Origin of the sequence: Mumia sp. ZJ430 (assembly GCF_011751845.1) — a bacterium.
GTDB lineage: Bacteria > Actinomycetota > Actinomycetes > Propionibacteriales > Nocardioidaceae > Mumia.
In genome coordinates, this window is sequence record NZ_JAAHFK010000001.1 from 323,574 (window position 1) to 346,457 (window position 22,884).

A 22,884-nucleotide genomic window follows, 5' to 3' on the forward strand; every position below is an offset into this window, starting at 1 on the left:
AAACGGTCTCATCCGACAAGGAGAACGTCATGCGAGTCATGGTCATGGTCCAGTCCACGCCGGCGTGGGAGGCGGAGGGGCAGATGCCCACCACCGAGATGCTCGAGGCGATGGGCACGTACAACGAGGAGCTCGTCAAGGCCGGCATCATGCTGGACGGCGACGGGCTGAAGAACAGCAGTGACGGCGCTCGCGTCGTCTTCGGCAACGGCGAGACCCGCGTCGTCGACGGGCCGTTCACCGAGAGCAAGGAGCTGCTCGCCGGCTACTGGATCTGGGAGGTCAAGTCCTTCGAGGAGGCCGTTGAGTGGGCAAAGCGGTGCCCGCACGATCCGTCCGAGCCGAGCCAGCTCGAGCTGCGCCCCCTCCACGAGGCAGCAGACTTCGGCGACGAGTACACCCCGGAGCTGCGCGAGCAGGACGACCACCTGCGCGAGCAGATCCAGCAGCAGCACGGGTCCTGACGCGGCCCAGGTGACGGGAAGCGCACGGATGCCCGACGTACGGCGCACGATCGACGCGATCTGGCGGATCGAGTCGGCGCGCGTCGTCGCCGGGCTCGTCCGCGTCGTGAACGACGTGGGCTATGCCGAGGACCTCGCGCAGGACGCGCTGGTCATCGCGCTCGAGAAGTGGCCGCGTGACGGTGTTCCCGACAACCCGGCGGCCTGGCTGACGAAGGTCGCACGCAACCTCGCGGTCGACAAGGTGCGTCGCGAGCAGAAGGGCCGGGAGAAGTACGCGGTGCTCGCCCCCGAGCTCGACGAGCAGCGCCGCGCCGCGACGCCGGACCCTGAGGCAGTCGTCGAGGACCCGGTCGGCGACGACGTGCTACGTCTCGTCTTCGTCGCGTGCCACCCCGTGCTCGCGCGGGACGCGCAGGTCGCGCTCACGCTGCGGATGCTCGGCGGTCTCTCGACCGACGAGATCGCGCGCGCGTTCCTCGCGCCGTCGGCGACGGTTGGTCAGCGGATCTCGCGGGCCAAGAAGACGCTCTCCGAGGCGCACGTGCCGTTCGAGGTGCCGTCCGCGCGAGAACTTCCGCAGCGGCTCGAGGCGGTGCTGGAAGTGGTCTACCTGATCTTCAACGAGGGCTATTCGGCCAGCTCCGGCGACCGGCTGATCCGCGACGAGCTGTGCGGCGAGGCGATGCGGCTGGGGCGCATCCTGACCGCGCTGCTGCCGCGCGAGCCAGAGCCGTACGGGCTGGTCGCGCTGATGGAGATCCAGGCGTCGCGCTTCGCCGCTCGTACCGACCGGCACGGTGAGCCGGTCCTGCTCGACGACCAGGACCGTTCGCGGTGGAACCGCACGCTGATCCGGCACGGGCTCGGCGCGCTCGACCGGGCGGTCGCGCTCGGCCGCCCGCTCGGGCCGTACACGCTCCAAGCCGCCATCGCCGCGTGCCATGCGCGCGCCGCGACGCCAGCGGACACGGACTGGGAGCGGATCGTCGCCCTGTACGACGGTCTCGCCGCGCTCAATCCGTCGCCCGTGGTCGAGCTCAACCGCGCGGTCGCGGTCAGTCGGGCGTACGGGGCCTCCGAAGGGTTGACGGTCCTCGAACCGTTGCGGCAGGACCCGCGGCTGCGCTCCTACCACCTGCTCCCGAGTGTCCGCGCCGACCTTCTCGTGCGGCTGGGGAGGGACGGCGAGGCCGCTGCGGAGTTCGAGGCGGCGGCCGCGCTGGCCGGCAACGCGCACGACCGCCGCGCGCTGCTCGAGCTGGCAGCTGCCGCGCAGGAGCGGGCCGGGCGTTGACCCCAGCGGCGGCGGAGGACGGCGTCGACGGAGGGGACGACCGCAGCCCCGTACGGTGGCGTCGTGGACGACCTCGAGATCTTGCCGGTGGACGTGTCCGACGAGGACGTCGCGCGCGAGGTGCTTGCCGTGCAGAGGGCGGCGTACGCGATCGAGGCGGAGCTGATCGGGTTCACCGAGCTGCCGATGCTGCACGAGACGCTCGACGAGCTGCGCGCAAGCAAGGAGTCATTCCTCGGCGCGTACGAAGGCGGCCGGCTGGTCGGCGCCGTCTCGTGGGACGTGCTCGAGGACGGGACCGTCGACGTGTTCCGACTCGTCGTCGCCCCGACCGCTCATCGCCGCGGCGTCGCGTCGTTCCTGCTCGAGACGCTGGCCGCGTGGGAGCCCACGCGCCGCACGATCGTGTCGACCGGCAGCGCGAACGCGCCCGCGCTGGCGCTGTACGCGCAGCACGGCTTCGTACGGGTCGCCGAACGCGAGGTGGCGCCGGGAGTCTGGCTCACTGATCTTGAGCGCTGCGCGATAGTTTGAGGTATGACCACCAAGGAGATCGACTTCGACGGCGGGATCCTCGTCGGCCACGACGGATCCGACTTCTCCGACCAGGCGGTGCGTTGGGCGCTCGAATACGGCAACCTGACCGGCCAGCCCGTGACAGTGACCCGCGCCTGGGTCCTCACGACCGCGCCGCGCCCGAAGACGTGGGAGCCCGGCTACATGCCGCCCCTCGAGGACTTCGCCGGCGCCGTGGTCGAGCGGCTCGACGAGGACATCGCGCCGTTGGTCGCCGACTACCCGAGCGTCGAGGTCCGCACCTGCGCCGTGCACGGCAAGCCCGCTCCGCGGCTCATCGAGGCGTCCGACAAGGCGTCGACGGTGGTCGTCGGACGCCGCGGTCTCGGCGGTTTCAAGGGGCTCGTGCTCGGCTCGGTCAGCGAGCAGGTCGTCCGCCACGCACAGGCGACGGTCATCGTGGTCCACCCCGAGAGCGTCGACGCGTCGCCGGCCGCCCGCAACGTCTTGGACTCCAGCCTCTCCGACGACGCCTGACCATGTGGGTCGGCACGATCGAGTTCGACCTGCTGCTCGGTGACGTCCACACGCTGAAGGAGAAGCGCGCGTTCGTACGCCCGCTGGTCGCTGACCTGCGCCGTACGTTCGAGGTCGCGGTCGCCGAGACCGGTGAGCAGGACCTCTATCGGCGCGCGGCGATCGGTGTCGCGGTCGTGGCCGGCGAGAACGGTCACGTCATCGAGGTGCTCGATCGGGTCGAGCAGTTCGTCGCGGGCCGGCCCGAGGTGGAGCTGTTGTCGGCGCACCGCGCGTTCTTCAACACCGACGACTGAGGTCTTGCGTCCGCTGCCGGTCGCAGCGTACGGTCCTGGTTACTCACTTTGTTGACTACTCAGGAGATGGTGGTCGTGGCGAACACCGCAGAGGGCTTCCGTGCCGCTGTCGAGGCTCGCGATGTCGACGCGTTCGACGGCGTGCTGGCGAGCGACGTGACATTCCACAGCCCGGTGAAGTTCTCGCCGTTCCAGGGACGCGACCTCGTCAAGCAGGTCCTGTCGCTCGTGATGGTCGTCTTCGAGGACTTCCGCTACGTCGGCGAGCTCGACGGTTCGGGGTCGCTGGCCGATGAGGGAGACGAGGTGCCGGCGGAGATCCTCGTGTTCCGCGCGACGGTCGACGGCAAGGCCGTGCACGGCATCGACATGCTGCACCTCGACGAGGACGGGCTCGTCGACGAGCTCACGGTGATGCTCCGCCCGCTCTCGGCCGTCCAGGCGATGCGCGACGCGATGAACCGCGCGATGGTCGAGGCCGGCCTCGCGCCGGCGTCCCTCCTCGGCTGACCGCTCGCGGGTCACTCCGGCGCCGCGTCCGGTCGGGCCCCACCGCAAACGGCAGGCCCCACCGGATGCTTCCGGTGGGGCCTCGACTTTCCGTTGGGCCCAACGGAAAGTGAACGGGCCGGCTTGACCTTCACATTGACGTCAAGGCCTAGCCCGAGGATATGAGTGCAGAACACACCAGCAACCCGGGCTCCAGATCACCCTGTTCGAAAAGCTGATGTCGCTGGAGGAGCGGCAGGGGCTGGACGGCTTCGGGACGGACGCGGAGCGGCGCGATGGCTGACCGTACGGCGATCCCTCAGGCGACCTCGCGGACGCGGGGGCGCCCTCGCCCGCGCTTCGACGCGACGGGCGCCCCCTTCGCGAACACCTCGCCGCCCCATACGCCCCACGGTTCGCGCCGCTCGATCGCGGCGGTGAGGCAGAGGTCGCGGATAGGGCACTGCAGGCACAGCGCCTTCGCCCGCTCCACGTCGTCGGTGTGCTCGGCGAACCACAGGTCGGGGCCGAGGACGCGGCAGGGGACGTCCGGTGCGTCGAGCGCGGCGCGGGCGGCAGCCGTCATCGGACGAGCTCCTTCACGCGTGCGTGGATGCCGGCGGCGTCGAGGCCGTGCGCGGCGGCGTGGTCCTTCGGCGAGCCGTACCGACGCAGCTCGGCGTCGCGCGGCACGCCCACGTACGCCACCCGGCTGGGGCGGTCGGCAAGCGCGGCGGAGACGGCGGCAGCGCTGGTGCCCTCGAGGTACGGCTCGACGACGGCGACGACTGGCGCCGGGCCGGCGAGGGTCCGCAGGCCCCGTGCGTCGAAGGGGTGCGGCGTCGCCGTGTACGCGACGCGGACCGGCAGGTCATGGGTCGCTTCGACGACCGTGTCGAGCATCGGGCCGACGGCGACGACGAGCGGGCGGGTGTGCGCGCCACCCCGTACGAGGTGGAGCAGGCCGTCGGCCGGATAGGCCTGCGCGTTCTGCTGCGTCGACATGCGGACGTACACGCGGTCCTCGGTCCGTGCGGCGCGCCGCAGCATCCGCACCAGCTCGTCCGCGTGCCCAGGGACGTGGACGGTCCAGCCGGGCAACGCCGACAGGAGGGCGACGTCGGCCGGCGCCTGGTGGGTACGGCCGGCGGTGCTCGCGTCGTACGAGGCGCCGGTGCTGACGAGGACGGCGCCGACGTCCTGGTGCCCGAGGTCGAGCTTGACCTGTTCGTACGCGCGCTCGACGAGGAACGGCGCGTACGTGTGGACGATCGGCCGGATGCCGGTCAGGGCGAGCCCGCCCGCGACTCCGACCATCGCCTGCTCGCGGATGCCGACGTCGATCACGCGCTCGGGGTGCCGTGCGGAGGCGTCGCCGAGCATGCTTGCGCCGATGACCGCCAGCACCACCGCCGTACGGGGCTCGTCGTCGAGGAGCGGCCCGAGCTCGGCATAGAACCGTTCGCGCATCGTGGGGCGGATCATGCGGCGGCCTCCTCGGCGACGGTGCGGGCGACGACGACGGTCGGCCGTTCGGGGTCGGTGCGGCCGAGGGCGGTACGGAGGGCGGCGTGGTCGTGCCCGTCCACGTCGGCGGTGACCCAGCCCTCGACCGCGAAGCGTGCGCCGATCCCGCCGGGCCAGCCGTGGTTGTCGGAGCGGTTGTCGACGACGACGCACGTGAGGCGGTCGAGGCCGAAGCGTCCCGCGATCGCGATCGCCTCGGCATTGCTCCCCTCGTCAAGCTCGGCGTCACCGACGAGGACGACGACGCGGGCCGTGCTGCCTCGGAGTCGCAGCCCGAGCGCCGTGCCGACCGCGAGCGGGAAGCCATGGCCGAGCGAGCCGCTGCCGATCTCGATACCCGGCACGAGAGTGCGGTCCGGGTGGTGGCCGAGGCGTGAGTCCCAGCCGGCCACGTCGTCGAGCCAGGTGGCCGGGAAGAAGCCCATGGCCGCCAGGACGGCGTACGTCGAGGCCGGGCCGTGGCCCTTCGAGAGGAGGAAGCGGTCGCGGTCCGGGTCGTCGATGCGGTCCGGCGCCACGTCGAGCACCTGGTCGTACAGGACCCAGACGACATCGAGGGTCGAGTGTGCGCTGGGGTCGTGCTTCTCGTCCCCGGTGACGCGAGAGAGCAGGTCGAAGACGGGTGGCGGGACGGTCGTCGTACTCATGCAGGTATCGTGCAAGTTCAAGTGCACTTGAGATCAAGCCCGGCCATGAAACCCCCCGAGGAGGCACGGTGACCCCCGAGCCGCACCTGACGATCGGCGAGCTCTCGCAACGCAGCGGTGTCGCGGCGTCGGGGCTGCGCTACTACGAGTCGCTCGGGCTGATCGCGTCCGAGCGCACGACCGGCAACCAGCGGCGATACGTCCGCAGCATGCTGCGGCGGGTCGCCTTCGTCCGTACGGCCTCGCGCGTCGGGCTGACGCTCGACGAGATCAGGGATGCCCTCGCGACCCTGCCCGAGGGACGTACGCCGACTAAGAAGGACTGGACCCGGCTCTCGCGTGCGTGGCGGCCCCGGCTCGACGCGCGGATCGCCGAGCTTGAACGGCTGCGCGACGACCTTGACGGGTGCATCGGATGCGGGTGCCTGTCGCTGCAGCGGTGCGCGCTGTCGAACCCGGGCGACCGCGCCGCGCGGCTCGGTCCGGGGGCGCGCTACCTCGACGGCGACACGGTGGCGGATGCGATGAAGGCGTGAGGCACACTCCCCCGAAGGTCCCGCGCCCGACCCGGCCGCCGGTCGCGGTGAGCCCTACGTTGGGCGTGGAGCCGGCGGCTGCCGACGCGACCGCGCTGTGGCGCCGCGCGCCCGCGATGCCGTACGTGGAGCCTGCCGACGATCCTGCGTCGGCGATCGTGACCTTCTTGTGGGACGACCCGGACGCTGAGGACGTGCTGCTGTTCGTCAACCGGATCACCGACGAGACCCATCTCGCCGACAGCCTGATGCGCCGCGTGCCGGGGACGACCCTCTGGACGTTGTCGTACCGGGTCAGCCGCGGGTGGCGTGCCTCGTACGGGTTCGTGGTGCGACGCGCGGGCGAGCGGGCGCCCTGGGTCGCCGAGGATGACCAGGTCGCGATCCGGACGGCGCTCGACCGCGCGCTGCCCGATCCGCGCAACGGCGACACGTGTCTCAATCGGGGTGGGGTGGCGCACTCGGTCGTGGCGCTCGATGCCGCGCCCGCGCAGCGGTGGCTCGCACGGCGTCCGGGCGTCGACCGTGGCATGTGCGAGACCGTCGACGGCCCGGACGGTCGTACGGTGTGGGTCCACCGGACGCCCGGGTGTGCCGCGGGCGGGCCGGCCCTCGTCGTGCTCGACGGCGAAGTGTGGACGTCCTCGCAGGACCTGCCGACCACGCTCGACAACCTGGTTGCAGAGGGCGAGATCCCGCCGGTGACCGCGTTCTTCGTCGACTCCGGCGGTGTGGACGCGCGGTGGCGCGAGATGGGCGGCGATGGCGGCGCCGAGCGGTGGATCGTCGACGCGCTCGTGCCGTGGATGCGGCGGGGGTACGGCGTCGGTCAGCGCCCGGAGGACGTCGTCGTGATCGGGCAGAGCCTCGGCGCGCTGACCGCCCTGCGGGTCGCCCTGGCGCGGCCTGACATCGTCGGTGGAGCGGTGGCGTCATCGGCGTCGCTGTGGCAGGACGACCTCGCGGACCGAGTGGCCGCGCTGCCGTCCGGTGGCTCACCCCGCGGCTCACCCGCGATCGCGCTCGAGGTCGGCCTGCAGGAATGGGTGCTGCTCGAGCCGCACCGCCGGCTCGCCGGAGCGCTGCGTGAGGCCGGGGTGGGACTGTCGTACGCCGAGTACGACGGCGGGCACGACTACGCCTGCTGGCGCGGCGGCGTCGCGGACGGCCTGCGGGCCGTGCTCGGTGGGCGCTAGGCGAACGGCAACCCGGCGTAGTTCTCCGCGAGCCCCGTCGCGCCCGCCTCCGACGACGTCACCCACCGCAGCTGCGAGAGCTGGAGCTGCTCCTCGAACGGGTCGCCGTTGCGGTGCAGCATCGTCGTCATCCACCACGAGAAGTGCGTGCAGCGCCACACGCGGCGCAGCGCCGTGTCGGAGTACGCGTCGGCGAGGCGCGCGTCGTTCTTGCGGACCAGGTCGGTAAGTGCCGGAGCGAGCAGCGCGACGTCGGCGATCGCGAGGTTGAGCCCCTTCGCGCCGGTCGGCGGGACGATGTGCGCGGCGTCGCCGGCGAGGAACAGCCGCCCGTACTGCATCGGCGCGTGCACGTACGACCGCATCGGCAGCACGCTCTTGTCCGTGATCGGACCGGCGGTGAGCTCCCAGCCGTCCTGGCCGTGCCCGAGCCGCGTCGCGAGCTCGTCCCAGATCCGGTCGTCGGACCACGACGCGGGATCCGTGCCGGGCTCGACCTGGAGATAGAGGCGGCTCACCGTCTCCGAGCGCATCGAGTGCAGCGCGAAGCCGTTCGGGTGCCACGCGTAGATGAGCTCGTCGGTCGACGGCGCGACGTCGGCGAGGATGCCGAACCATGCGTACGGATAGGTCTTCTCCCACGTCGTCCCGCCGGGGATCGCGCCGCGGCTCGGACCGAACGAGCCGTCGCAGCCGGCGATCGCGACCGCGTCGAGCCGTCGCGGCGTGCCGTCGGCGTCGGTGAACGTCACGTACGGGCGATCGGTGTCGACGTCGTGCAGCGCGGTGTCGGAGATCGAGTAGAAGAACTGCTGCCCGTCGGCATCACGGGCCGCGACGAGGTCGGCGGTGACCTCGGTCTGGCCGTACACCCACACGCTGCGGCCGATGAGGTCGACGAAGTCCAGGTGGTGGCGCTCCTCGGGGAACTGGAGATAGATCCCGCGGTGCTGGTCGCCCTCGCGTGCGAGCCGCGCGCCGAGTCCGACGTCGGTGAGGAGGTCGACGCTGCTCTGCTCGAGGATCCCGGCGCGGATGCGCGCGGCCACGTAGTCGCGGCTGCGGGTCTCAAGGACGACCGAATCGATGCCCTCCGCGGCGAGCAGGTGCGAGAGGAGGAGGCCGGCCGGGCCGCCGCCGATGATGGCGACCTCGGTACGGAGGGTGTCGGTGCTCATGGCGTCATTGGATCGTGCCGCACCTCACACCGCGAACCGGACCTTCCACTGGGCGAAAGCGGCGCTTCCATGTCAGGTGACCCGGGGGCGCCAGGGAGTGACCCGGGGGCGCTTAGAGCTGGCGGCCGATGCCTTGGGCGGCGACCTGCAGCGCGGTGACGAGCCGAGCGCGGTCACGCTTGAGGTTCGCGACGACGATGCCGATGGCCGCGACCACCTCGTCCTCACGCCGTACGGGCACCGCCACCGAGCATGCGCCGAGCGTCATCTCCTCGTACGTGGTCGCGTAGCCGTCGCGGCGGATCCGCACGAGCTGCTCGTCCAGCAGGCCGGGCTGCGTGACCGTGTAGCGCGTGACCCGCGTCAACGACGCGAGCACGCGAGCCCGTACGTCGTCCGGCGCGTGCGCGAGCAGCACCTTGCCGACGCCCGTGGCGTGCATCGGAAGGGTCGATCCGATCGAGCTCACGACGGGCACGGAGGTACGGCCGCGCATCCGCTCGAGATAGAGCACCTCGTCGCCGTCCCGTACGGCGAGGTGGACCGTCGCGCGCGTCGCCGCGTACACGTCGTGCAGGAACGGCTCGGCGACCTGCCGCAACCCGGTCTCCACCGGCGCGAGCAGCCCGATGTCCCAGATCATCCGCCCCACCACGTAACGGCCGTCCGGGCGCTTCGCCAACGCACCCGCCGCGACCAGCTCGCCCGCCAGCCGATGCGCCGTCGGCAGCGGCAGCCCAGCACGATGCGCGAGGTCCGTCAGCGTCAGCCTGCGGTGCTCCGTATCGAACGCGCCGAGCAGCGCGAGCACCCGCGAGGCCACCGTCGTACCAGGGCTCGACGTGTTCCCAGCCATCGCCCTCCTTCCACTGAGTGAAATCCTAACCTCGCTGCCGTGACTGCCGTCACCTAGCGTTCAGGCATGACCTCACCCGCCCCCAGCTCCGGCGGTGCACTGGCGAGCCAGGACGACATCACCGCAGAGATCACCGACATCGAGGCGGCGTACCAGCGTGCGGGCGTCGAGGAGACGCAGCCACGGCTGGACTACCCGCCGTACCGCAGCAGCATCCTCCGCCACCCCACGAAGGACCTGCACCATGCCGATCCGGAGACGATCGAACGCTGGGCGCCGTGCTTCGGTCATCGCGACGTCGACCCCCTCGAGGCCGACCTGACGATCCAGCACGGTGGGGAGCCGATCGGCGAGCGAATGGTCATCGCGGGTCGCGTCGTCGACGGAGAGGGGCGCCCCGTACGGCACCAGCTCGTCGAGATCTGGCAGGCCAACGCGGGCGGCCGGTACGTCCACAAGCGCGACCAGCACCCCGCGCCGCTCGACCCGAACTTCACCGGTGTCGGACGTTGCCTCACCGACGCCGAGGGCAACTACCGCTTCCAGACGATCAAGCCCGGCCCTTACCCGTGGAAGAACCACCACAACGCCTGGCGGCCGGCGCACATCCACTTCTCGCTGTTCGGCACGGACTTCACTCAGCGGATGGTCACGCAGATGTACTTCCCGGGCGACCCGCTGTTCGCGCTCGACCCGATCTATCAGTCGATCACCGACACGAAGGCACGCGAGCGGCTCGTCGCCTCGTACGACCACGACCTGACGTCGCACGAGTGGGCGACCGGCTATCGGTGGGACATCGTCCTGACCGGCAGCCAGCGCACCTACATGGAGGAAGAGGAGGACGACGCATGAGCACGCTCACGCCCACGCCAGGGCAGACCGTCGGGCCGTTCTTCCACTACGCGCTCCCGTACGAGGGCGACCGCGACCTGGTCCTTCCCGGCACGGCCGGCGCGATCCGCCTGCACGGGACCGTGTACGACGGAGCGGGCGCGCCGATCCCGGACGCGCTGATCGAGATCTGGCAGGCGGCGCCTGACGGCTCCGTCGTGCAGCAGCCGGGCTCGCTGCGTCGCGACGGGTGGACGTTCACCGGGTTCGGGCGCGCATCGACCTCGTGCGACGGGTCGTACACGTTCTCCACGCTGACCCCCGGTCCGACCGAGGACGGCGCGGCCGCGTTCTTCGCCGTCACGGTGTTTGCGCGCGGGCTGCTGAACCGCCTGTTCACGCGGGCGTACCTGCCCGACGACGCCGACGCGCTCGCCGCCGACACGCTGCTCGCGTCCGTCCCGGACGACCGTCGCGGCACGCTGATCGCCGCGCGCGACGAGCAGGGACTGTGCTTCGACATCCGGCTCCAGGGTGAGGACGAGACCGTCTTCCTGCGTTTTCCGGGACACTGACCGTATGGCGGACCTTCTCTGGCCCGGCGATGAGCGGGCCGAGGCGCTCGTGAGCGACGGGGCTGTCCTTGCGGCGATGGTGCAGGTCGAGCAGGCGTGGATCGACGCCCTCGCCTCGGAGGGCGTCGCGCCCACGACGGCCGATCTGACCGGGCTCGTCGGCGACGACGACGTGCATGCGCTCGCGGTCGCGGCGGAGGGTGGCGGCAATCCCGTCCTTGCGCTCGTCCGTCTCCTGCGCGAGCGGCTCGGCGACACCGCCGCCGCGTCGTGGCTGCACCGCGGCCTCACGAGCCAGGACGTCGTCGACACCGCGCTCGTGCTGGGCGTCCGCGATGTGCTCGACCGCGTGGAGTCCGAGCTGCGCAGCCAGGTCGAGTCGCTCGTACGGCTGGCCGGCACGCACCGCGGTTCGGTCATGGTCGGCCGGACGCTGACGCAGCACGCCGTCCCGACGACGTTCGGGCTCGTGGCCGCCACGTGGCTCGACGGTCTGCTCGACGCCGCCGAAGAGGTGGCGCGCGTGCGTGCGGGGCTGCCGGCGCAGCTCGGCGGCGCGGCCGGGACGCTCGCGGCGAGCACGGAGCTGGCCCGTCTGCGGGGGCTCGAGCACCCCGAGGCGGTGTCGTTGCGGCTCGTCACTGCGACCGCGGGCGCGCTGGGCCTCGCGGACGTCCTCCCGTGGCATGTCCGGCGTACCCCGATCACCCGCATCGGCGACGCACTCGTCACCTGCACCGACGCGTGGGGCCACGTCGCGACCGACGTCGTGATGCTGTGCCGTCCAGAGGTCGGCGAGCTGGCCGAGCCGGCGGCGGACGGGCGCGGCGGCTCCTCGACGATGCCGCAGAAGCAGAACCCCGTCCTCTCTATCCTCGTTCGCCGTGCGGCGATCGCCGCTCCCGCGCTCGGCGCGACGCTGCACACCGCCTCCGCGCTCGCGGTCGACCAGCGCCCGGACGGCGCCTGGCACGCCGAGTGGGACACCGTCCGTACGCTCGCGCGGCGTGCCGTCGTCGCGGCGTCGCAGACCTCCGAGCTCCTCGCTGGGTTGCGCGTCGACCACGAGCGGATGCGCCTCAACCTCGACGCGGCGGGCACGGGAGTCCTCGCCGAACGCGCCACCATGCGGCGCGTGATGCCGCTGGTCGAGCCGCCCTCTCCGCTGGTCGAGCCTGTCGAGACCCCGTACCTCGGCGCGGCCCCGCTCTTCGTCGACGCCGCCCTCACCCGAGCCCGTACCTACCTGGAGTCTGCATGACCACCCCCCGCATCATCGGCGTCGAGCTCTCCGGCGACTCCTCGCTCCCGCTACTGCTCGTCGGCCCGTCCCTCGGCACGTCGGCGACGACGCTGTGGTCCGCGGTGGCCGCCGAGCTTGCGAGCGACTTCCACGTCGTCGGCTGGAACCTGCCCGGGCACGACGGTGGGCCGGTGGGCGAGGCGTTCACGATGGCCGAGCTCGCGGAGGGTGTCCTGGCGTTCGCGCGCGGGGTCTGCGAGGCACGAGGCGACGACACCATCGGCTTCGCGTACGCGGGTGACTCCGTGGGCGGCGCGGTCGGGCTCCAGCTCGCTCTCGACGGGCCCGACGCCGTCCGTTCGGTGGTCGTGCTGTGCACGGGCGCCAAGATCGGCGAGGAGTCGATGTGGCGCGAGCGCGCGGCGACCGTACGGGCTTCCGGCACGCCGGTGATGGTGAGCGGGTCGGCGCAGCGCTGGTTCACCCCGGGTTTCCTCGAGCGCGAGCCGGCCGTCGGTGCCGCGCTGCTGCACGTGCTGCAGGGTGCGGACGCCGAGGGGTACGCGCAGGTATGCGAGGCGCTGGCTGTCTTCGACGTGCGTGACCGGCTGGGCGAGATCTCCGTACCCGTGCTCGCCGTCGCGGGCTCGTACGACGCCGCGACGCCGCCGGAGAAGCTGGAGGAGATCGCCGACGGCGTACCGAACGGCCGTCTGCTCCTCCTCGACGACGTCGCGCATCTCGCCCCCGCCGAGTCGCCGGCCGAGGTCTCGTCCGCGATTCGGGCACTTAACGACGCAACGGCGCCTTCGGAACGGTCGCAAAGTGCCCAAATCGGGGACGGGGCGGACCCGTACGACCGCGGGATGGCCGTACGGAGAGCGGTGCTGGGCGATGCGCACGTGGACCGTGCGACCGCTCGTGCCGATGAGCTCACCCGCCCGTTCCAGGAGCTGATCACCCGCTACGCGTGGGGCGAGGTGTGGGGTCGCGACGTGCTCGACAGGCGGAGCCGCTCCATGATCACGCTCGCGCTCCTCGCCGCGCTCGGTCACGACGGCGAGCTCGCGATGCACGTCCGCGCGGCGCTGCGCAACGGGCTGAGCCGTGAGGAGATCGCCGAGGTGCTGATCCACACGGGCGTCTATGCGGGGGTCCCGGTGAGCAATTCCGCGCTGTCGGTGATGCAGAGCGTTTTCGCCGAGCACGACCCCGAGTCGTGATAGCCTGTTCACCTAACGTACCGATGTTCGCACAGCGAACGGTGATGACGAACGCGGCGGCATCGGCCTCATGACGGCCCAGAGGAGTGCGATGCCCGCCTACGTGTTCGACGCCGTGCGGACCCCGTTCGGCCGGTACGGCGGAGCGCTGGCCGGAGTCCGGCCCGACGACCTCGCCGCCACCGTGGTCGCCGCCACGACGACGCGCTCGCCCGGGCTCGACCCGGCCGCGATCGACGACGTGGTCTGGGGCAACGCCAACGGCGCCGGCGAGGAGAACCGCAACGTCGGTCGCATGGCCGCGCTGCTCGCCGGCCTCCCCACGAGCGTTCCGGGCACCACCGTCAACCGCCTCTGCGGGTCCAGTCTCGACGCGGCGATCGCCGGCTCGCGCGCGATCGAGTCGGGTGACGCCGACGTCGTCCTGACCGGCGGTGTCGAGTCGATGAGCCGCGCGCCCTGGGTGATGCCGAAGCCGTCGCGCGCCTTCCCGGCGGGCAATGTCGAGGCGGTCTCGACCACCCTCGGCTGGCGCCTCGTCAACCCGCGCATGCCCAAGGAGTGGACGATCTCGCTCGGCGAGTGCAACGAGCAGCTCCAAGAGCGCTTCGGCATCTCGCGCGAGCGGCAGGACGCCTTCGCCGCGGCCTCGCACCAGCGCGCACATGCCGCGTGGGAGGCTGGACACTACGGCGACCTGGTCGTGCCGGTGGACGGCGTCGACCTCACCCGTGACGAGGGCATCCGTCCGGGGTCGACCCCCGAGAGCCTCGCGAAGCTCAAGCCCGCGTTCCGCCCGGACGGCACGATCACGGCCGGCAACGCCTCACCGCTCAACGACGGCGCCAGCGCGGTCCTGCTCGGCTCTGAGCGCGGCGCCGACCTCATCGGCCGCGACCCGATCGCGCGCATCGCCGGCCGCGGCGTGATGGCGCTCGATCCTCACGAGTTCGGGTACGCCCCTGTCGAGGCGGCCAACCGTGCCCTCGCCCGTGCCGGGATCGGCTGGGACCAGGTCGGAGCCGTCGAGCTCAACGAGGCGTTCGCCGTCCAGAGCCTCGCCTGCGTGGATGCGTGGCCGATCGACCCCGAGATCGTCAACCAGTGGGGAGGCGCGATCGCGATCGGCCACCCGCTCGGGGCGTCGGGCGGACGCGTCCTCGGCACCCTCGCCGCCGTGCTGCGTGCGACCGGCCAGCGCTGGGGCGTCGCCGGCATCTGCATCGGCGTCGGCCAGGGCCTCGCCGTGGTTCTCGAGAACACGAGCTCCTCTGAGAGCGTGGCCTCCTGATGCGCGTCCTCGACGCCGACGCGGCCGTCGCCGACATCGCGGACGGCTCGACCGTCCTCGTGGGTGGCTTCGGACCCGCAGGCATGCCGTTCACCCTCATCGACGCCCTCGTACGCCAGGGCGCCCGTGACCTCACCGTCGTCAGCAACAACGCCGGCAACGGCGACACCGGCCTCGCCGCGCTGCTCGCCGCAGGGCAGGTTCGCAAGATGATCTGCTCGTTCCCGCGGCAGTCCGACTCGTACGTGTTCGACGGCCTCTACCGTGCCGGCAAGATCGAGCTGGAGGTCGTTCCGCAGGGCAACCTCGCCGAGCGGATGCGCGCGGCCGGTGCCGGGATCGGCGGCTTCTTCACGCCGACCGGGTACGGGACGATCCTCGCTGAGGGCAAGGAGACGCGCACGATCGACGGACGCGGCTACGTCCTCGAGGCGCCGCTGCGCGGTGACGTCTCACTGATCGCGGCCCGCCGCTCGGACACCCTCGGCAACCTCGTCTTCCACAAGACCGCCCGCAACTTCGGCCCCGTGATGGCGACTGCCGCCTCGACCACGATCGTCGAGGTGGACGACGTCGTCGAGGCCGGCGAGATCGACCCCGAGGTCGTGGTGACGCCGGGGATCTACGTCGACCGTGTCGTCGCCGTAGGGGCCGAGCAGCGCATCGCCGCCCGCGAAGGAGCGCACACATGACCGTCGACCAGACCGTACGAGGCGTCGCGACCCTGGAGCACGCCGACCGTGAGCCCCTGTCGCGCGACGAGATGGCGGAGATCGTCGCACGCGACATCCCGGCAGGCGCCTACGTCAACCTCGGCATCGGGCAGCCCACCCGCGTCGCGGACCACCTGCCGGACCAGAAGGGCATCGTCCTGCACACCGAGAACGGCATGCTGCGGATGGGCCCGCTGGCCGAGGGCGACGCGATCGACCCCGACCTGGTCAACGCGGGCAAGTTCCCGGTGACCGAGCTGCCCGGCGCCTCGTACTTCCACCACGCCGACTCCTTCGCGATGATGCGCGGCGGCCACCTCGACGTGTGCGTGCTCGGTGCGTTCCAGGTCTCGCAGCACGGCGACCTCGCCAACTGGCACACCGGCGCCCCCGACGCGATCCCCGCCGTCGGTGGTGCGATGGACCTCGCCGTCGGCGCGAAGGACGTCTTCGTGATGATGACGATGTTTGCCAAGGACGGGTCGAGCAAGCTCGTCGAGGCGCTGACGTACCCCGTGACCGGGCTCGCGTGCGTGAGCCGGGTCTACACCGAGTACGGGGTGTTCGACGTCGGCGCGGACGGCGTGACCGTACGGGAGACGTACGGCATCACCGTCGATGCGCTGCGCGAGCGGCTCCCTGTCGCGCTGCGGCGCCTGGAGGACTGAGGCGCGGGCGGGGCGCCCGTACGCCTAGGGCGCGAAGTGCGTGTCCTGCGCGACCGCGATCTCGACGACGAGCGGCCCGCCGGGCTGGTCGAGCCGTGAGGCGGCCTCGGCGAGGGTCGCCTCGAGCGCGGCCTTGTCGTCGACCCGGATCACCCGGCAGCCCAAAGCCTCCGCGACGCGGCCGACGGACAGCTCGAGGAACGACGGCCACGGCGGCTTGCCGTCGACGCGTTCGGCGAGCCGGTCCATGACCGCATAGCCGCCGTTCGCCATCACCAGGCACAGCACGCCGATGTCCTCGCGCGCGGCGGTCCACAGCGACTGGATCGCATACATCGCCGACCCGTCGCCGACCACCGTCACGACGGGACGCTCAGGCAGCGCCATCTTGAGCCCGATCGAGGCGGGCATCGCGAAGCCGAGCCCGCCCATCGCCGCCGACACGAACCCGAGCGGCTCGCGTGCGGGGACCATCGCCTGCAGCAGCGGTCGCGACGACGGTGACTCCTCGACGAGGACGGTGTCGCGGGGCAGCACGGCGGCGAGGGTACGGAAGACGTCGGCGGCGGTCAGAGGCGTGGTCTCGACAGGCTCGACCGACGAGATGGTCTCGACAGGCTCGACCGACGAGATGGTCTCGACCGACGGGATGGTCTCGACAGGCGAGGTGGGCTCGAGCGCCTCCATCGCCGCGAGCACCGGGTGCGCCAGCAGCGACGCGATCGCGACCGCCGGCGGTGCGACGACCGCGAGGTCAGCGGGTGAGCGGTACGCCTCCTGCGCATCCGCGGTCACGACCGCGACCCTGGTGCCCTCGGGCACGAGCCGACCTGGGGCGTACGGGTACTGGCGGATCGCCGCCGCCCCCACCACGAGCAGCAGGCCCACGCCGTCGAGCGCCTCCCGGACGCGCGGCCGGTCCGCTGGGAGGTGCCCGGCGAACAGCGGGTGGTCCTGAGGAAACCCTGCGCGTGCCCCGAACGGCTCCTGCCACACCCGTGCGCCGAGCCGTTCGGCGAGCGCGGTGAGCGTGCGCCACCCGTCGACGTCGTCGTTGCCGGAGCCGGCCAGGATCGCCGTCCGCCCACTGCTCGCGATCAGCGCCGCGAGCGCGCCGACGTCCACCGAGGCCGGGCGTGGCGCCTGCACCTCGCGCGGCGAGGACACGTCGGTCGCGTCGTACGGGGCCTCCCAGTCGTCCATCGGGACGATGACGACGACCGGCCCCTGGTCCGTACGGGCGCGGTGCGCGGCGCGTTCGACCGCCGACGGCACGTCCTGCGCCCGTACGGGCGAGAGCACGTCGAGCGGGTAGTCGCCGGCGAGCCCTTCGAGCCGTCCTGCGAGGAACGGCTCGAGCGCGAGGTGGCGCCGATCCTGCTGGCCGACCACGATCACCATCGGTGCACGGTTGACCCGCGCCGTGGCGATCGCGCCGACCGCGTTGCCGAGGCCGGCTGTCGTGTGGAGCAGCACGAACGCGGGCTCGCGCCGCGCGATCGCCCACCCCGAGGCGATGCCGACGACTGAGCCCTCGTGCAGCGAGAGCACGAAGTCGAGGTCGTCGGGCAGGTCGACGAGGAACGCAACCTCGGTCGAGCCCGGGTTGGAGAAGATCGTCGTCATGTCCTGACGGCGCATCACCTCGTACGTGGCGTCGCGGACGGTGGTCTCGACAGGCTCGACCGGCGGGGTGGGCTCGACCGGCGGGGTGCGGGGCGGGTGCGGGCTCACTCAGCGGCTCCCTTGCCCCGTTTCGCCCTCTGGATCTGCTCGTACACGTGCGCCCGCAGCTCGGTGAATCGCGGCATCGACCGCGTTGTGAGCTGGTCGCGTTCGGCCGGCAGGTCGATCGTGAGGTCCTCCTGCACGACTGTCGGCGAGTTGGACAGGATCAGCACCCGCTCGCCGAGATAGACAGACTCGTCGATGTCGTGGGTGATGAACAGGATCGTGACGCCGAGCTCCTTCCACACCGTGCGGATGAGGTCCTCGAGATCGGCGCGGGTCTGCGCGTCGACGGCCGCGAACGGCTCGTCCATGAGGAGCACCTCGGGCTCGTACGCGACGGCGCGCGCGATCGCGACGCGCTGCTGCATGCCGCCCGACAGCTGCCACGGGTATGAGCCGGCGGCGTGGTCGAGCCCGACGGCGTGCAGCGCCTTCTCGACCGCGGCCTTGCGCTCGGCCTTGCCCATGCCCGCGTTCTTGAGCGGCAGCTCGACGTTCTGGCGCACCGTCATCCATGCGAACAGGCTGCGCCCGTACTCCTGGAAGACGACCGCCATCTTCTTCGGCGGGCTGGTGACCCGGGTGCCGTCGAGCTCGACGGTGCCCGCGGTCGGCTCGAGCAGCCCGGCGATGCACCGCAGGAGCGTGGTCTTGCCGCACCCGGACGGGCCGACGAGGCAGACCAGCTCACCCTGGCGCAGGTCGAAGGTGAGGTCGCGGACGGCCTCGACGTCACCGTTGTCGGACGAGTAGATCTTCTGCAGCCCTCGGACCGACAGAGTCACCGGCGCATCGGTGCCCTTGAGGGCGCCGGATGCGACGGGGGCGCTGTTACCGACCATGCTGCACCTCCTTCTGGCCGTAGTACCAATGCAGGATCTTGCGTTCGCAGAGCTGGAAGACGACCGACACCGCGACGCCGATGAGGCCGAGCAGCACGATGCCGCTCCACATCTCGGGGATCGCGAACGACCGCTGGAACAGGACGATCGTGAACCCCAGGCCGGACGACGACGCGAACATCTCCGAGATCACCATGAGGATCAGGCCGATCGCGAGTGACTGGCGTACGCCGGCCGCGATCTGCGGAGCGGCGCTCGGCAGGACCACCGTCCGCAGCCGGGTCCAACCCTTCAGCCCGTATGTCCGGGCGGTGTCGAGGAGCACCGTGTCGACGGAGCGCACGCCCTCGATCGTGTTGAGGAGCACCGGCCAGATCGCGCCGATGACGATGACCGTGATCTTCATCCGGTCGTTGACACCGACGATCAGGATGAGGATCGGCACCAGGACCGGCGGTGGGATCGCGCGGAAGAACTCGAGCAGCGGCTCGAGCAGGCTCCGTACACGGCGCGCCGAGCCGATCCACACGCCGGCCGCGATGCCGAGGACGATCGCGAGCGCGGTACCGATCGCGAAGCGCGCGACGCTCGGGAGGATGTCGGTACGGAACCGCTCCCCGATCCAGGTGTCGACGAACGTCGTGGCGAGCTCGCCCGGCTTCGGGACGTAGAAGTTCGTGGTGTCGCGTGAGAGGAACCACCACAGGGCGATCAGGAGGACCGGGAGGCCGAGGGCGTACGCGGCCTTCTTCACGAAGGTCATGCGACCGCCTCCCTGCGGACCGAGACGTGCCAGTGCAGCGTCCGCTTCTCGATCGCGCGGACGAGCAGGTTGATGCCGACTCCGATGAGGCCGGTCGTGACCACCAGTGCGTACAGCTCCGGCACGGCGCCGCCGCTCTGGGCGAGCGCGATCTGCGTGCCGACTCCGCCGCCGCCGATCACCAGCTCGCCGGTGATCGTGAGGATGAGGGCGACCGCGGCGCCGAGGCGCACGCCGGTCATGACGTACGGCAACGCCGACGGCCACACGAGGTAGCGCACCCGGGCGATCCAGCCGAGGCCGTAGCTGCGGGCGGTGTCGTCCGCGACGGGGTCGACGTCGCCGACCCCGTACAGGACCTGGATGAGCACCTGCCAGAACGCCGCGTACACGACGAGCAGCAGCGTCGACTGCATCGAGGTGCCGTAGAGCAGGACGGCCAGCGGGATCAGCGCGACCGAGGGGATCGGTCGCAAGAACTCGATGGTCGTGTGGGTGGCCTTGCGCAGGAAGCGGCTGCCGCCGATGACCAGACCGAGGGCGATCGCGGCGACGCCCGAGACGGCCAGGCCCACTGCCCAGGTGCGAAGCGTCCAGCCGACCGCCTCCCAGAACGCGGCCGTGGTGGCGATCGATGCGAGCTCGGACAACACGGTGCTCGCCGCAGGGAGGTACTCGGGCTCCACGATCCCGGCACGGACGACGAGCTCCCACAGCAGCAGGAAACCGACGATGCCGAGGAACCCGAGCACACCCGACGGGACCGCGGTCCCCCGGCGGCGGGAACGACCCGGGGGTGAAGCCGTTCCTGCCGCCGGAGGTGCGGAGCTCATCGAGGTCATGGCAGGAGTGCGTCCAGGTCGGGTTCCTTCTCGAGCGTGCCGTACTTGACCGCGGCAGCGCCGAGGAGCTCCATCGACTCACGGTCGAACTCCGAGCGGAAGACTGGGAGGACCATCTTGCCGCGGGTGGCCTCGTCGATCTTGGTGTACGTCCCGACGATGTCGCGGACTTCCTGCTCGTTGTCGCCGGCGTAGTCGAGCGACTTGTTCATCGCGCGCGTGAAGCGCTCGACGAGGTCCTCGTTCTCCTTGATGTACTGCGTTGTCGTGAAGTAGCCCGCGATGTCGAGCTGCGGCGACATGTCGAGGTAGTTGTAGGTGACCACCCGCGCGCCGTCGGCCAGTGCGGCGGACATGAACGGCTCGAGGACCCAGATCGCGTCGACCTGCTTCTTGGCCAGCGCAGCTGGGGCGTCGGGGAACGCGACCTCGACGAACTTCACGTTCTCGGGATCACCGCCGTCCTGCTCGATCGCGTGGCGGACCGTCGTGTCGCCGATGTTCTTGAGGTTGTTGACCGACACCGTCTTGCCGACGAGGTCCTTCGGCGTCTGGATCGTGGAGTCCTCGGGCACGAGCACAGCGCCAAAGTCGGGCTCCTTGCCGGCCGACGAGGTGCCGTTGGCGACGAACTCGAGCGGGAGCCCCTGGTCCGCGCCCACCATGAGCGACACGACGTTGCCGAAGGCGAAGTCGAAGTCGCCGCTGACCACGCCCGGCACCGCGGCGGCGCCACCGGTGGTCGTGGTGATCTCGAGGTCGATGCCCTCTTCCTCGAAGAAGCCCTTCTCCTTGCCGAGCCAGATCGGGGCGGTGTCGACGATGGGGATCACGCCGACCTTGATCTTGGTGTCTCCGTCGGCGCTCGTGTCGTCGGAGTCACCGCCTCCGCAGGCGGCGACGAGGGTCAGGGCCGCCGCGGCGAGGACGGTGGTGGCTATGCGACGCATGGTTCTCCTTGGGGCTGTACGGGGGCTGGCCCGCGGACCAGTAGGGGGCTGATCAGAAGGGGTAGGTGGGTGGCTCGTTGCGGACCGTGACCCAGCGGGTCTCGGTGAACGCCTCGATGTTGGCGTCGGCCCCGCCGTGCCGAGATCCGGTGCCGGACGCCTTGACGCCCCCGAACGGCGCGTTGGCCTCGTCGTTGACCGTCTGGTCGTTCACGTGGACGATCCCGGTCGGGATCTTGGCGGCGACCTCGAGACCCGCGGCGGCGTTGCTGGTGACGACGCCGAGCGAGAGCCCGTACGGACCAGCCGACGCGAGCTTGATCGCCTCGTCGACGGACGAGAACTTCACGACGGACGCGACCGGTCCGAAGACCTCCTCCGCGTACGCCGGCGCGTCGACAGGCGAGTCAGCGAGGACCGTCGGGCGGTAGAAGAGATCCTCGTACTCGCCGCCGGTGACCAGGCGGGCTCCGGCCTCGATGCTTGCGGTGACCAGGGCGTGAATCTTGTCGCGCTGGCCCTCGTCGATGATCGGGCCGAGGGCGATCTGGTCGGTGGCGGGGTTGCCGACAGGGAGGTGCGAGGCCTTCTCGGCGAGCTTGGCGACGAAGTCGTCGTACAGGCTCTCGTGGACGAGGTGGCGCCCCACAGTCATGCAGATCTGACCCTGGTGGAAGAACGCACCCCACGCGGCGAGGTTGACGGCCTTGTCGACGTCGGCGTCCTCGAGGACGACAAGGGCGGAGTTGCCGCCGAGCTCGAGGTGTGCGCGCTTGAGGTGCTTGCCGGCGGCCTCGCCGACCTTGCGGCCGGCGGCGGTCGAGCCGGTGAACGCGATGACCGCGATGTCCTCGTCGGTGGTCAGTGCCTCGCCGACGTCCGCGCCGCCGGGGAGCATCTGCAGGACGCCTGCCGGGAGACCCGCCTCCTCGAAGATGCGTGCGAGCACGACGCCGCCGGTCACCGCGGTACGCGGGTCCGGCTTGAGGATCACCGCGTTGCCGAGCGCGAGCGCGGGGGCCACGGCGCGGATGCCGAGGATGATCGGCACGTTGAAGGGCGAGATCACCGCGACGACGCCGGCGGGCACGCGCTGCGTGAACGACAGGCGCGACTCCTCGGTGGCGAGGACCTGGCCGGTCGGGTGCGACGGCAGCGCGGCGGCTTCGTAACACTCCGCGGCGCCGACGCTGAGGGCGAAGCCCGCCATGCCTGGGATCGCGCCGACCTCGCGGATGTTCCACTGCTGGATGGTCTCCGCGTGCTGTGCCCACAGGTCGCCCGCGCGGCGCAGGACGGCGGCGCGCTCGCTGTTCGGGCGGGCCGCCCACTCGCGCTGAGCAGCGATGGCGTGCTCGGCGGCCAGCCGGACGTCGGCCGCTCCGGCCCGGCCGACACGGCCGAGCTCGTCGCCGGTGGCCGGCTCGATGACCGGGTAGGTCTGCCCGTCCGACGGCTCGATCCACTCGCCTCCGAGGAAGATCTTGCCGGTCCAGATGGCTGGGTCGAGCATGGGCGACTGCCTCCTTGATCGTGGTAGCGTTCACGAGCGTTCGCATAGTGAACGTCTGTGCAATATCCGAACATACCGTGACGCCTGTCACAGGGCAACGGTGGATGCGGCTCTCTTCACGCCGTCCCCCCGGGGGGACGCTGATCACGGATAAGGT

At 71.3% G+C, this 22,884-nt stretch carries 26 protein-coding genes; 15 read left to right on the top strand and 11 right to left on the bottom strand.

Annotation, left to right across the window (positions count from 1 at the left end; all coding sequences use genetic code 11):
* Positions 1 to 29 precede the first annotated feature (29 nt).
* The 6 genes from HCT63_RS01590 to HCT63_RS01615 all read left to right on the top strand — a co-directional run bounded on the left by HCT63_RS01590 (position 30) and on the right by HCT63_RS01615 (position 3,620).
* Complete coding sequence (locus tag HCT63_RS01590; RefSeq protein ID WP_167000891.1) at positions 30 to 464, top strand: YciI family protein; 435 nt, start codon at positions 30 to 32, stop codon at positions 462 to 464.
* A gap of 10 nt (positions 465 to 474) precedes the next feature.
* On the top strand, positions 475 to 1,761 hold the full coding sequence (locus tag HCT63_RS01595; RefSeq protein ID WP_279587719.1) for an RNA polymerase sigma factor: 1,287 nt from the start codon (positions 475 to 477) through the stop codon (positions 1,759 to 1,761).
* Between the two features lie 63 nt (positions 1,762 to 1,824).
* Entirely contained in the window at positions 1,825 to 2,295 is a 471-nt protein-coding gene (locus HCT63_RS01600; RefSeq protein WP_167000893.1) for a GNAT family N-acetyltransferase, read from the top strand.
* A 3-nt stretch (positions 2,296 to 2,298) separates the two neighbouring features.
* Positions 2,299 to 2,814 (top strand): universal stress protein, encoded by a 516-nt coding sequence (locus tag HCT63_RS01605; protein WP_167000895.1) that lies wholly within the window; start codon positions 2,299 to 2,301, stop codon positions 2,812 to 2,814.
* A gap of 2 nt (positions 2,815 to 2,816) precedes the next feature.
* Positions 2,817 to 3,110 carry a DUF503 domain-containing protein gene (locus HCT63_RS01610; protein ID WP_167000897.1) on the top strand — a complete coding sequence of 98 codons (294 nt, stop codon included), beginning with the start codon at positions 2,817 to 2,819 and terminating at the stop codon, positions 3,108 to 3,110.
* Positions 3,111 to 3,185: 75 nt separating this feature from the next.
* A complete protein-coding gene (locus tag HCT63_RS01615) occupies positions 3,186 to 3,620 on the top strand; it encodes a nuclear transport factor 2 family protein (RefSeq protein ID WP_243842843.1) in 435 nt (144 codons plus the stop codon).
* Between the two features lie 298 nt (positions 3,621 to 3,918).
* On the opposite strand, the gene HCT63_RS01620 is transcribed toward HCT63_RS01615, so the two are convergent.
* The 3 genes from HCT63_RS01620 to HCT63_RS01630 are packed head-to-tail and all read right to left on the bottom strand — an operon-like array spanning position 3,919 to position 5,773.
* A complete protein-coding gene (locus tag HCT63_RS01620; RefSeq protein ID WP_167000898.1) occupies positions 3,919 to 4,185 on the bottom strand; it encodes a WhiB family transcriptional regulator in 267 nt (88 codons plus the stop codon).
* Complete coding sequence (locus HCT63_RS01625; RefSeq protein WP_243842844.1) at positions 4,182 to 5,084, bottom strand: hypothetical protein; 903 nt, start codon at positions 5,082 to 5,084, stop codon at positions 4,182 to 4,184. The genes HCT63_RS01620 and HCT63_RS01625 overlap by 4 nt, the downstream gene beginning before the upstream one ends.
* Entirely contained in the window at positions 5,081 to 5,773 is a 693-nt protein-coding gene (locus HCT63_RS01630) for a thiamine pyrophosphate-dependent enzyme (protein ID WP_167000900.1), read from the bottom strand. The genes HCT63_RS01625 and HCT63_RS01630 overlap by 4 nt, the downstream gene beginning before the upstream one ends.
* A 68-nt stretch (positions 5,774 to 5,841) precedes the next feature.
* Here HCT63_RS01630 and soxR point away from each other — a divergent pair, with 68 nt between their 5' ends.
* Together soxR and HCT63_RS01640 are read left to right on the top strand one after the other, a co-directional pair.
* The gene (soxR, locus tag HCT63_RS01635) at positions 5,842 to 6,309 is read left to right on the top strand and encodes a redox-sensitive transcriptional activator SoxR (RefSeq protein WP_167000902.1); all 468 of its coding nucleotides are present in this window, start codon (positions 5,842 to 5,844) and stop codon (positions 6,307 to 6,309) included.
* Complete coding sequence (locus HCT63_RS01640; protein ID WP_167000904.1) at positions 6,306 to 7,505, top strand: enterochelin esterase domain-containing protein; 1,200 nt, start codon at positions 6,306 to 6,308, stop codon at positions 7,503 to 7,505. The genes soxR and HCT63_RS01640 overlap by 4 nt, the downstream gene beginning before the upstream one ends.
* On the opposite strand, the gene HCT63_RS01645 is transcribed toward HCT63_RS01640, so the two are convergent.
* Together HCT63_RS01645 and HCT63_RS01650 are read right to left on the bottom strand one after the other, a co-directional pair.
* A complete protein-coding gene (locus HCT63_RS01645) occupies positions 7,502 to 8,683 on the bottom strand; it encodes a 4-hydroxybenzoate 3-monooxygenase (protein ID WP_167000906.1) in 1,182 nt (393 codons plus the stop codon). The two genes, HCT63_RS01640 and HCT63_RS01645, sit on opposite strands and share 4 nt — an antisense overlap.
* 112 nt (positions 8,684 to 8,795) lie before the next feature.
* On the bottom strand, positions 8,796 to 9,539 hold the full coding sequence (locus tag HCT63_RS01650; RefSeq protein WP_167000908.1) for an IclR family transcriptional regulator: 744 nt from the start codon (positions 9,537 to 9,539) through the stop codon (positions 8,796 to 8,798).
* Positions 9,540 to 9,605: 66 nt separating this feature from the next.
* On the opposite strand from HCT63_RS01650, the gene pcaH reads away from it, so the two are divergent.
* The 7 genes from pcaH to HCT63_RS01685 all read left to right on the top strand — a co-directional run bounded on the left by pcaH (position 9,606) and on the right by HCT63_RS01685 (position 16,086).
* Entirely contained in the window at positions 9,606 to 10,394 is a 789-nt protein-coding gene (gene pcaH, locus HCT63_RS01655; protein WP_167000910.1) for a protocatechuate 3,4-dioxygenase subunit beta, read from the top strand.
* On the top strand, positions 10,391 to 10,948 hold the full coding sequence (gene pcaG, locus HCT63_RS01660; protein ID WP_167000912.1) for a protocatechuate 3,4-dioxygenase subunit alpha: 558 nt from the start codon (positions 10,391 to 10,393) through the stop codon (positions 10,946 to 10,948). Before pcaH ends, pcaG begins: the two co-directional genes overlap by 4 nt.
* A 4-nt stretch (positions 10,949 to 10,952) precedes the next feature.
* Positions 10,953 to 12,209 (top strand): lyase family protein, encoded by a 1,257-nt coding sequence (locus HCT63_RS01665; protein ID WP_167000914.1) that lies wholly within the window; start codon positions 10,953 to 10,955, stop codon positions 12,207 to 12,209.
* Positions 12,206 to 13,414, top strand: coding sequence for a 4-carboxymuconolactone decarboxylase (gene pcaC, locus HCT63_RS01670; protein WP_167000916.1), 1,209 nt, complete (start codon positions 12,206 to 12,208; stop codon positions 13,412 to 13,414). The genes HCT63_RS01665 and pcaC overlap by 4 nt, the downstream gene beginning before the upstream one ends.
* Positions 13,415 to 13,505: 91 nt before the next feature.
* Positions 13,506 to 14,705, top strand: coding sequence for a thiolase family protein (locus HCT63_RS01675; protein WP_167000918.1), 1,200 nt, complete (start codon positions 13,506 to 13,508; stop codon positions 14,703 to 14,705).
* Positions 14,705 to 15,397, top strand: coding sequence for a 3-oxoacid CoA-transferase subunit A (locus HCT63_RS01680; protein ID WP_167000920.1), 693 nt, complete (start codon positions 14,705 to 14,707; stop codon positions 15,395 to 15,397). The genes HCT63_RS01675 and HCT63_RS01680 overlap by 1 nt, the downstream gene beginning before the upstream one ends.
* On the top strand, positions 15,394 to 16,086 hold the full coding sequence (locus HCT63_RS01685; protein WP_167000922.1) for a 3-oxoacid CoA-transferase subunit B: 693 nt from the start codon (positions 15,394 to 15,396) through the stop codon (positions 16,084 to 16,086). The genes HCT63_RS01680 and HCT63_RS01685 overlap by 4 nt, the downstream gene beginning before the upstream one ends.
* Positions 16,087 to 16,110: 24 nt before the next feature.
* Here HCT63_RS01685 and HCT63_RS01690 read toward each other — a convergent pair whose 3' ends face one another.
* Genes HCT63_RS01690 through HCT63_RS01715 form a run of 6 tightly spaced genes read right to left on the bottom strand, consistent with a single transcriptional unit; the run spans position 16,111 to position 22,727 of the window.
* The gene (locus HCT63_RS01690) at positions 16,111 to 17,820 is read right to left on the bottom strand and encodes a thiamine pyrophosphate-dependent enzyme (protein WP_208322217.1); all 1,710 of its coding nucleotides are present in this window, start codon (positions 17,818 to 17,820) and stop codon (positions 16,111 to 16,113) included.
* Positions 17,817 to 18,659 carry an ABC transporter ATP-binding protein gene (locus HCT63_RS01695; protein WP_167000924.1) on the bottom strand — a complete coding sequence of 281 codons (843 nt, stop codon included), beginning with the start codon at positions 18,657 to 18,659 and terminating at the stop codon, positions 17,817 to 17,819. The genes HCT63_RS01690 and HCT63_RS01695 overlap by 4 nt, the downstream gene beginning before the upstream one ends.
* Positions 18,649 to 19,422, bottom strand: a complete 774-nt coding sequence (locus HCT63_RS01700) for an ABC transporter permease (RefSeq protein ID WP_167000926.1) — start codon at positions 19,420 to 19,422, stop codon at positions 18,649 to 18,651. The genes HCT63_RS01695 and HCT63_RS01700 overlap by 11 nt, the downstream gene beginning before the upstream one ends.
* Complete coding sequence (locus HCT63_RS01705) at positions 19,419 to 20,255, bottom strand: ABC transporter permease (protein WP_167000928.1); 837 nt, start codon at positions 20,253 to 20,255, stop codon at positions 19,419 to 19,421. Before HCT63_RS01705 ends, HCT63_RS01700 begins: the two co-directional genes overlap by 4 nt.
* Positions 20,256 to 20,260: 5 nt before the next feature.
* Positions 20,261 to 21,214, bottom strand: coding sequence for an ABC transporter substrate-binding protein (locus tag HCT63_RS01710; RefSeq protein ID WP_167000930.1), 954 nt, complete (start codon positions 21,212 to 21,214; stop codon positions 20,261 to 20,263).
* A 52-nt stretch (positions 21,215 to 21,266) separates the two neighbouring features.
* Entirely contained in the window at positions 21,267 to 22,727 is a 1,461-nt protein-coding gene (locus HCT63_RS01715; RefSeq protein WP_167000932.1) for a benzaldehyde dehydrogenase, read from the bottom strand.
* Positions 22,728 to 22,884 lie beyond the last annotated feature (157 nt).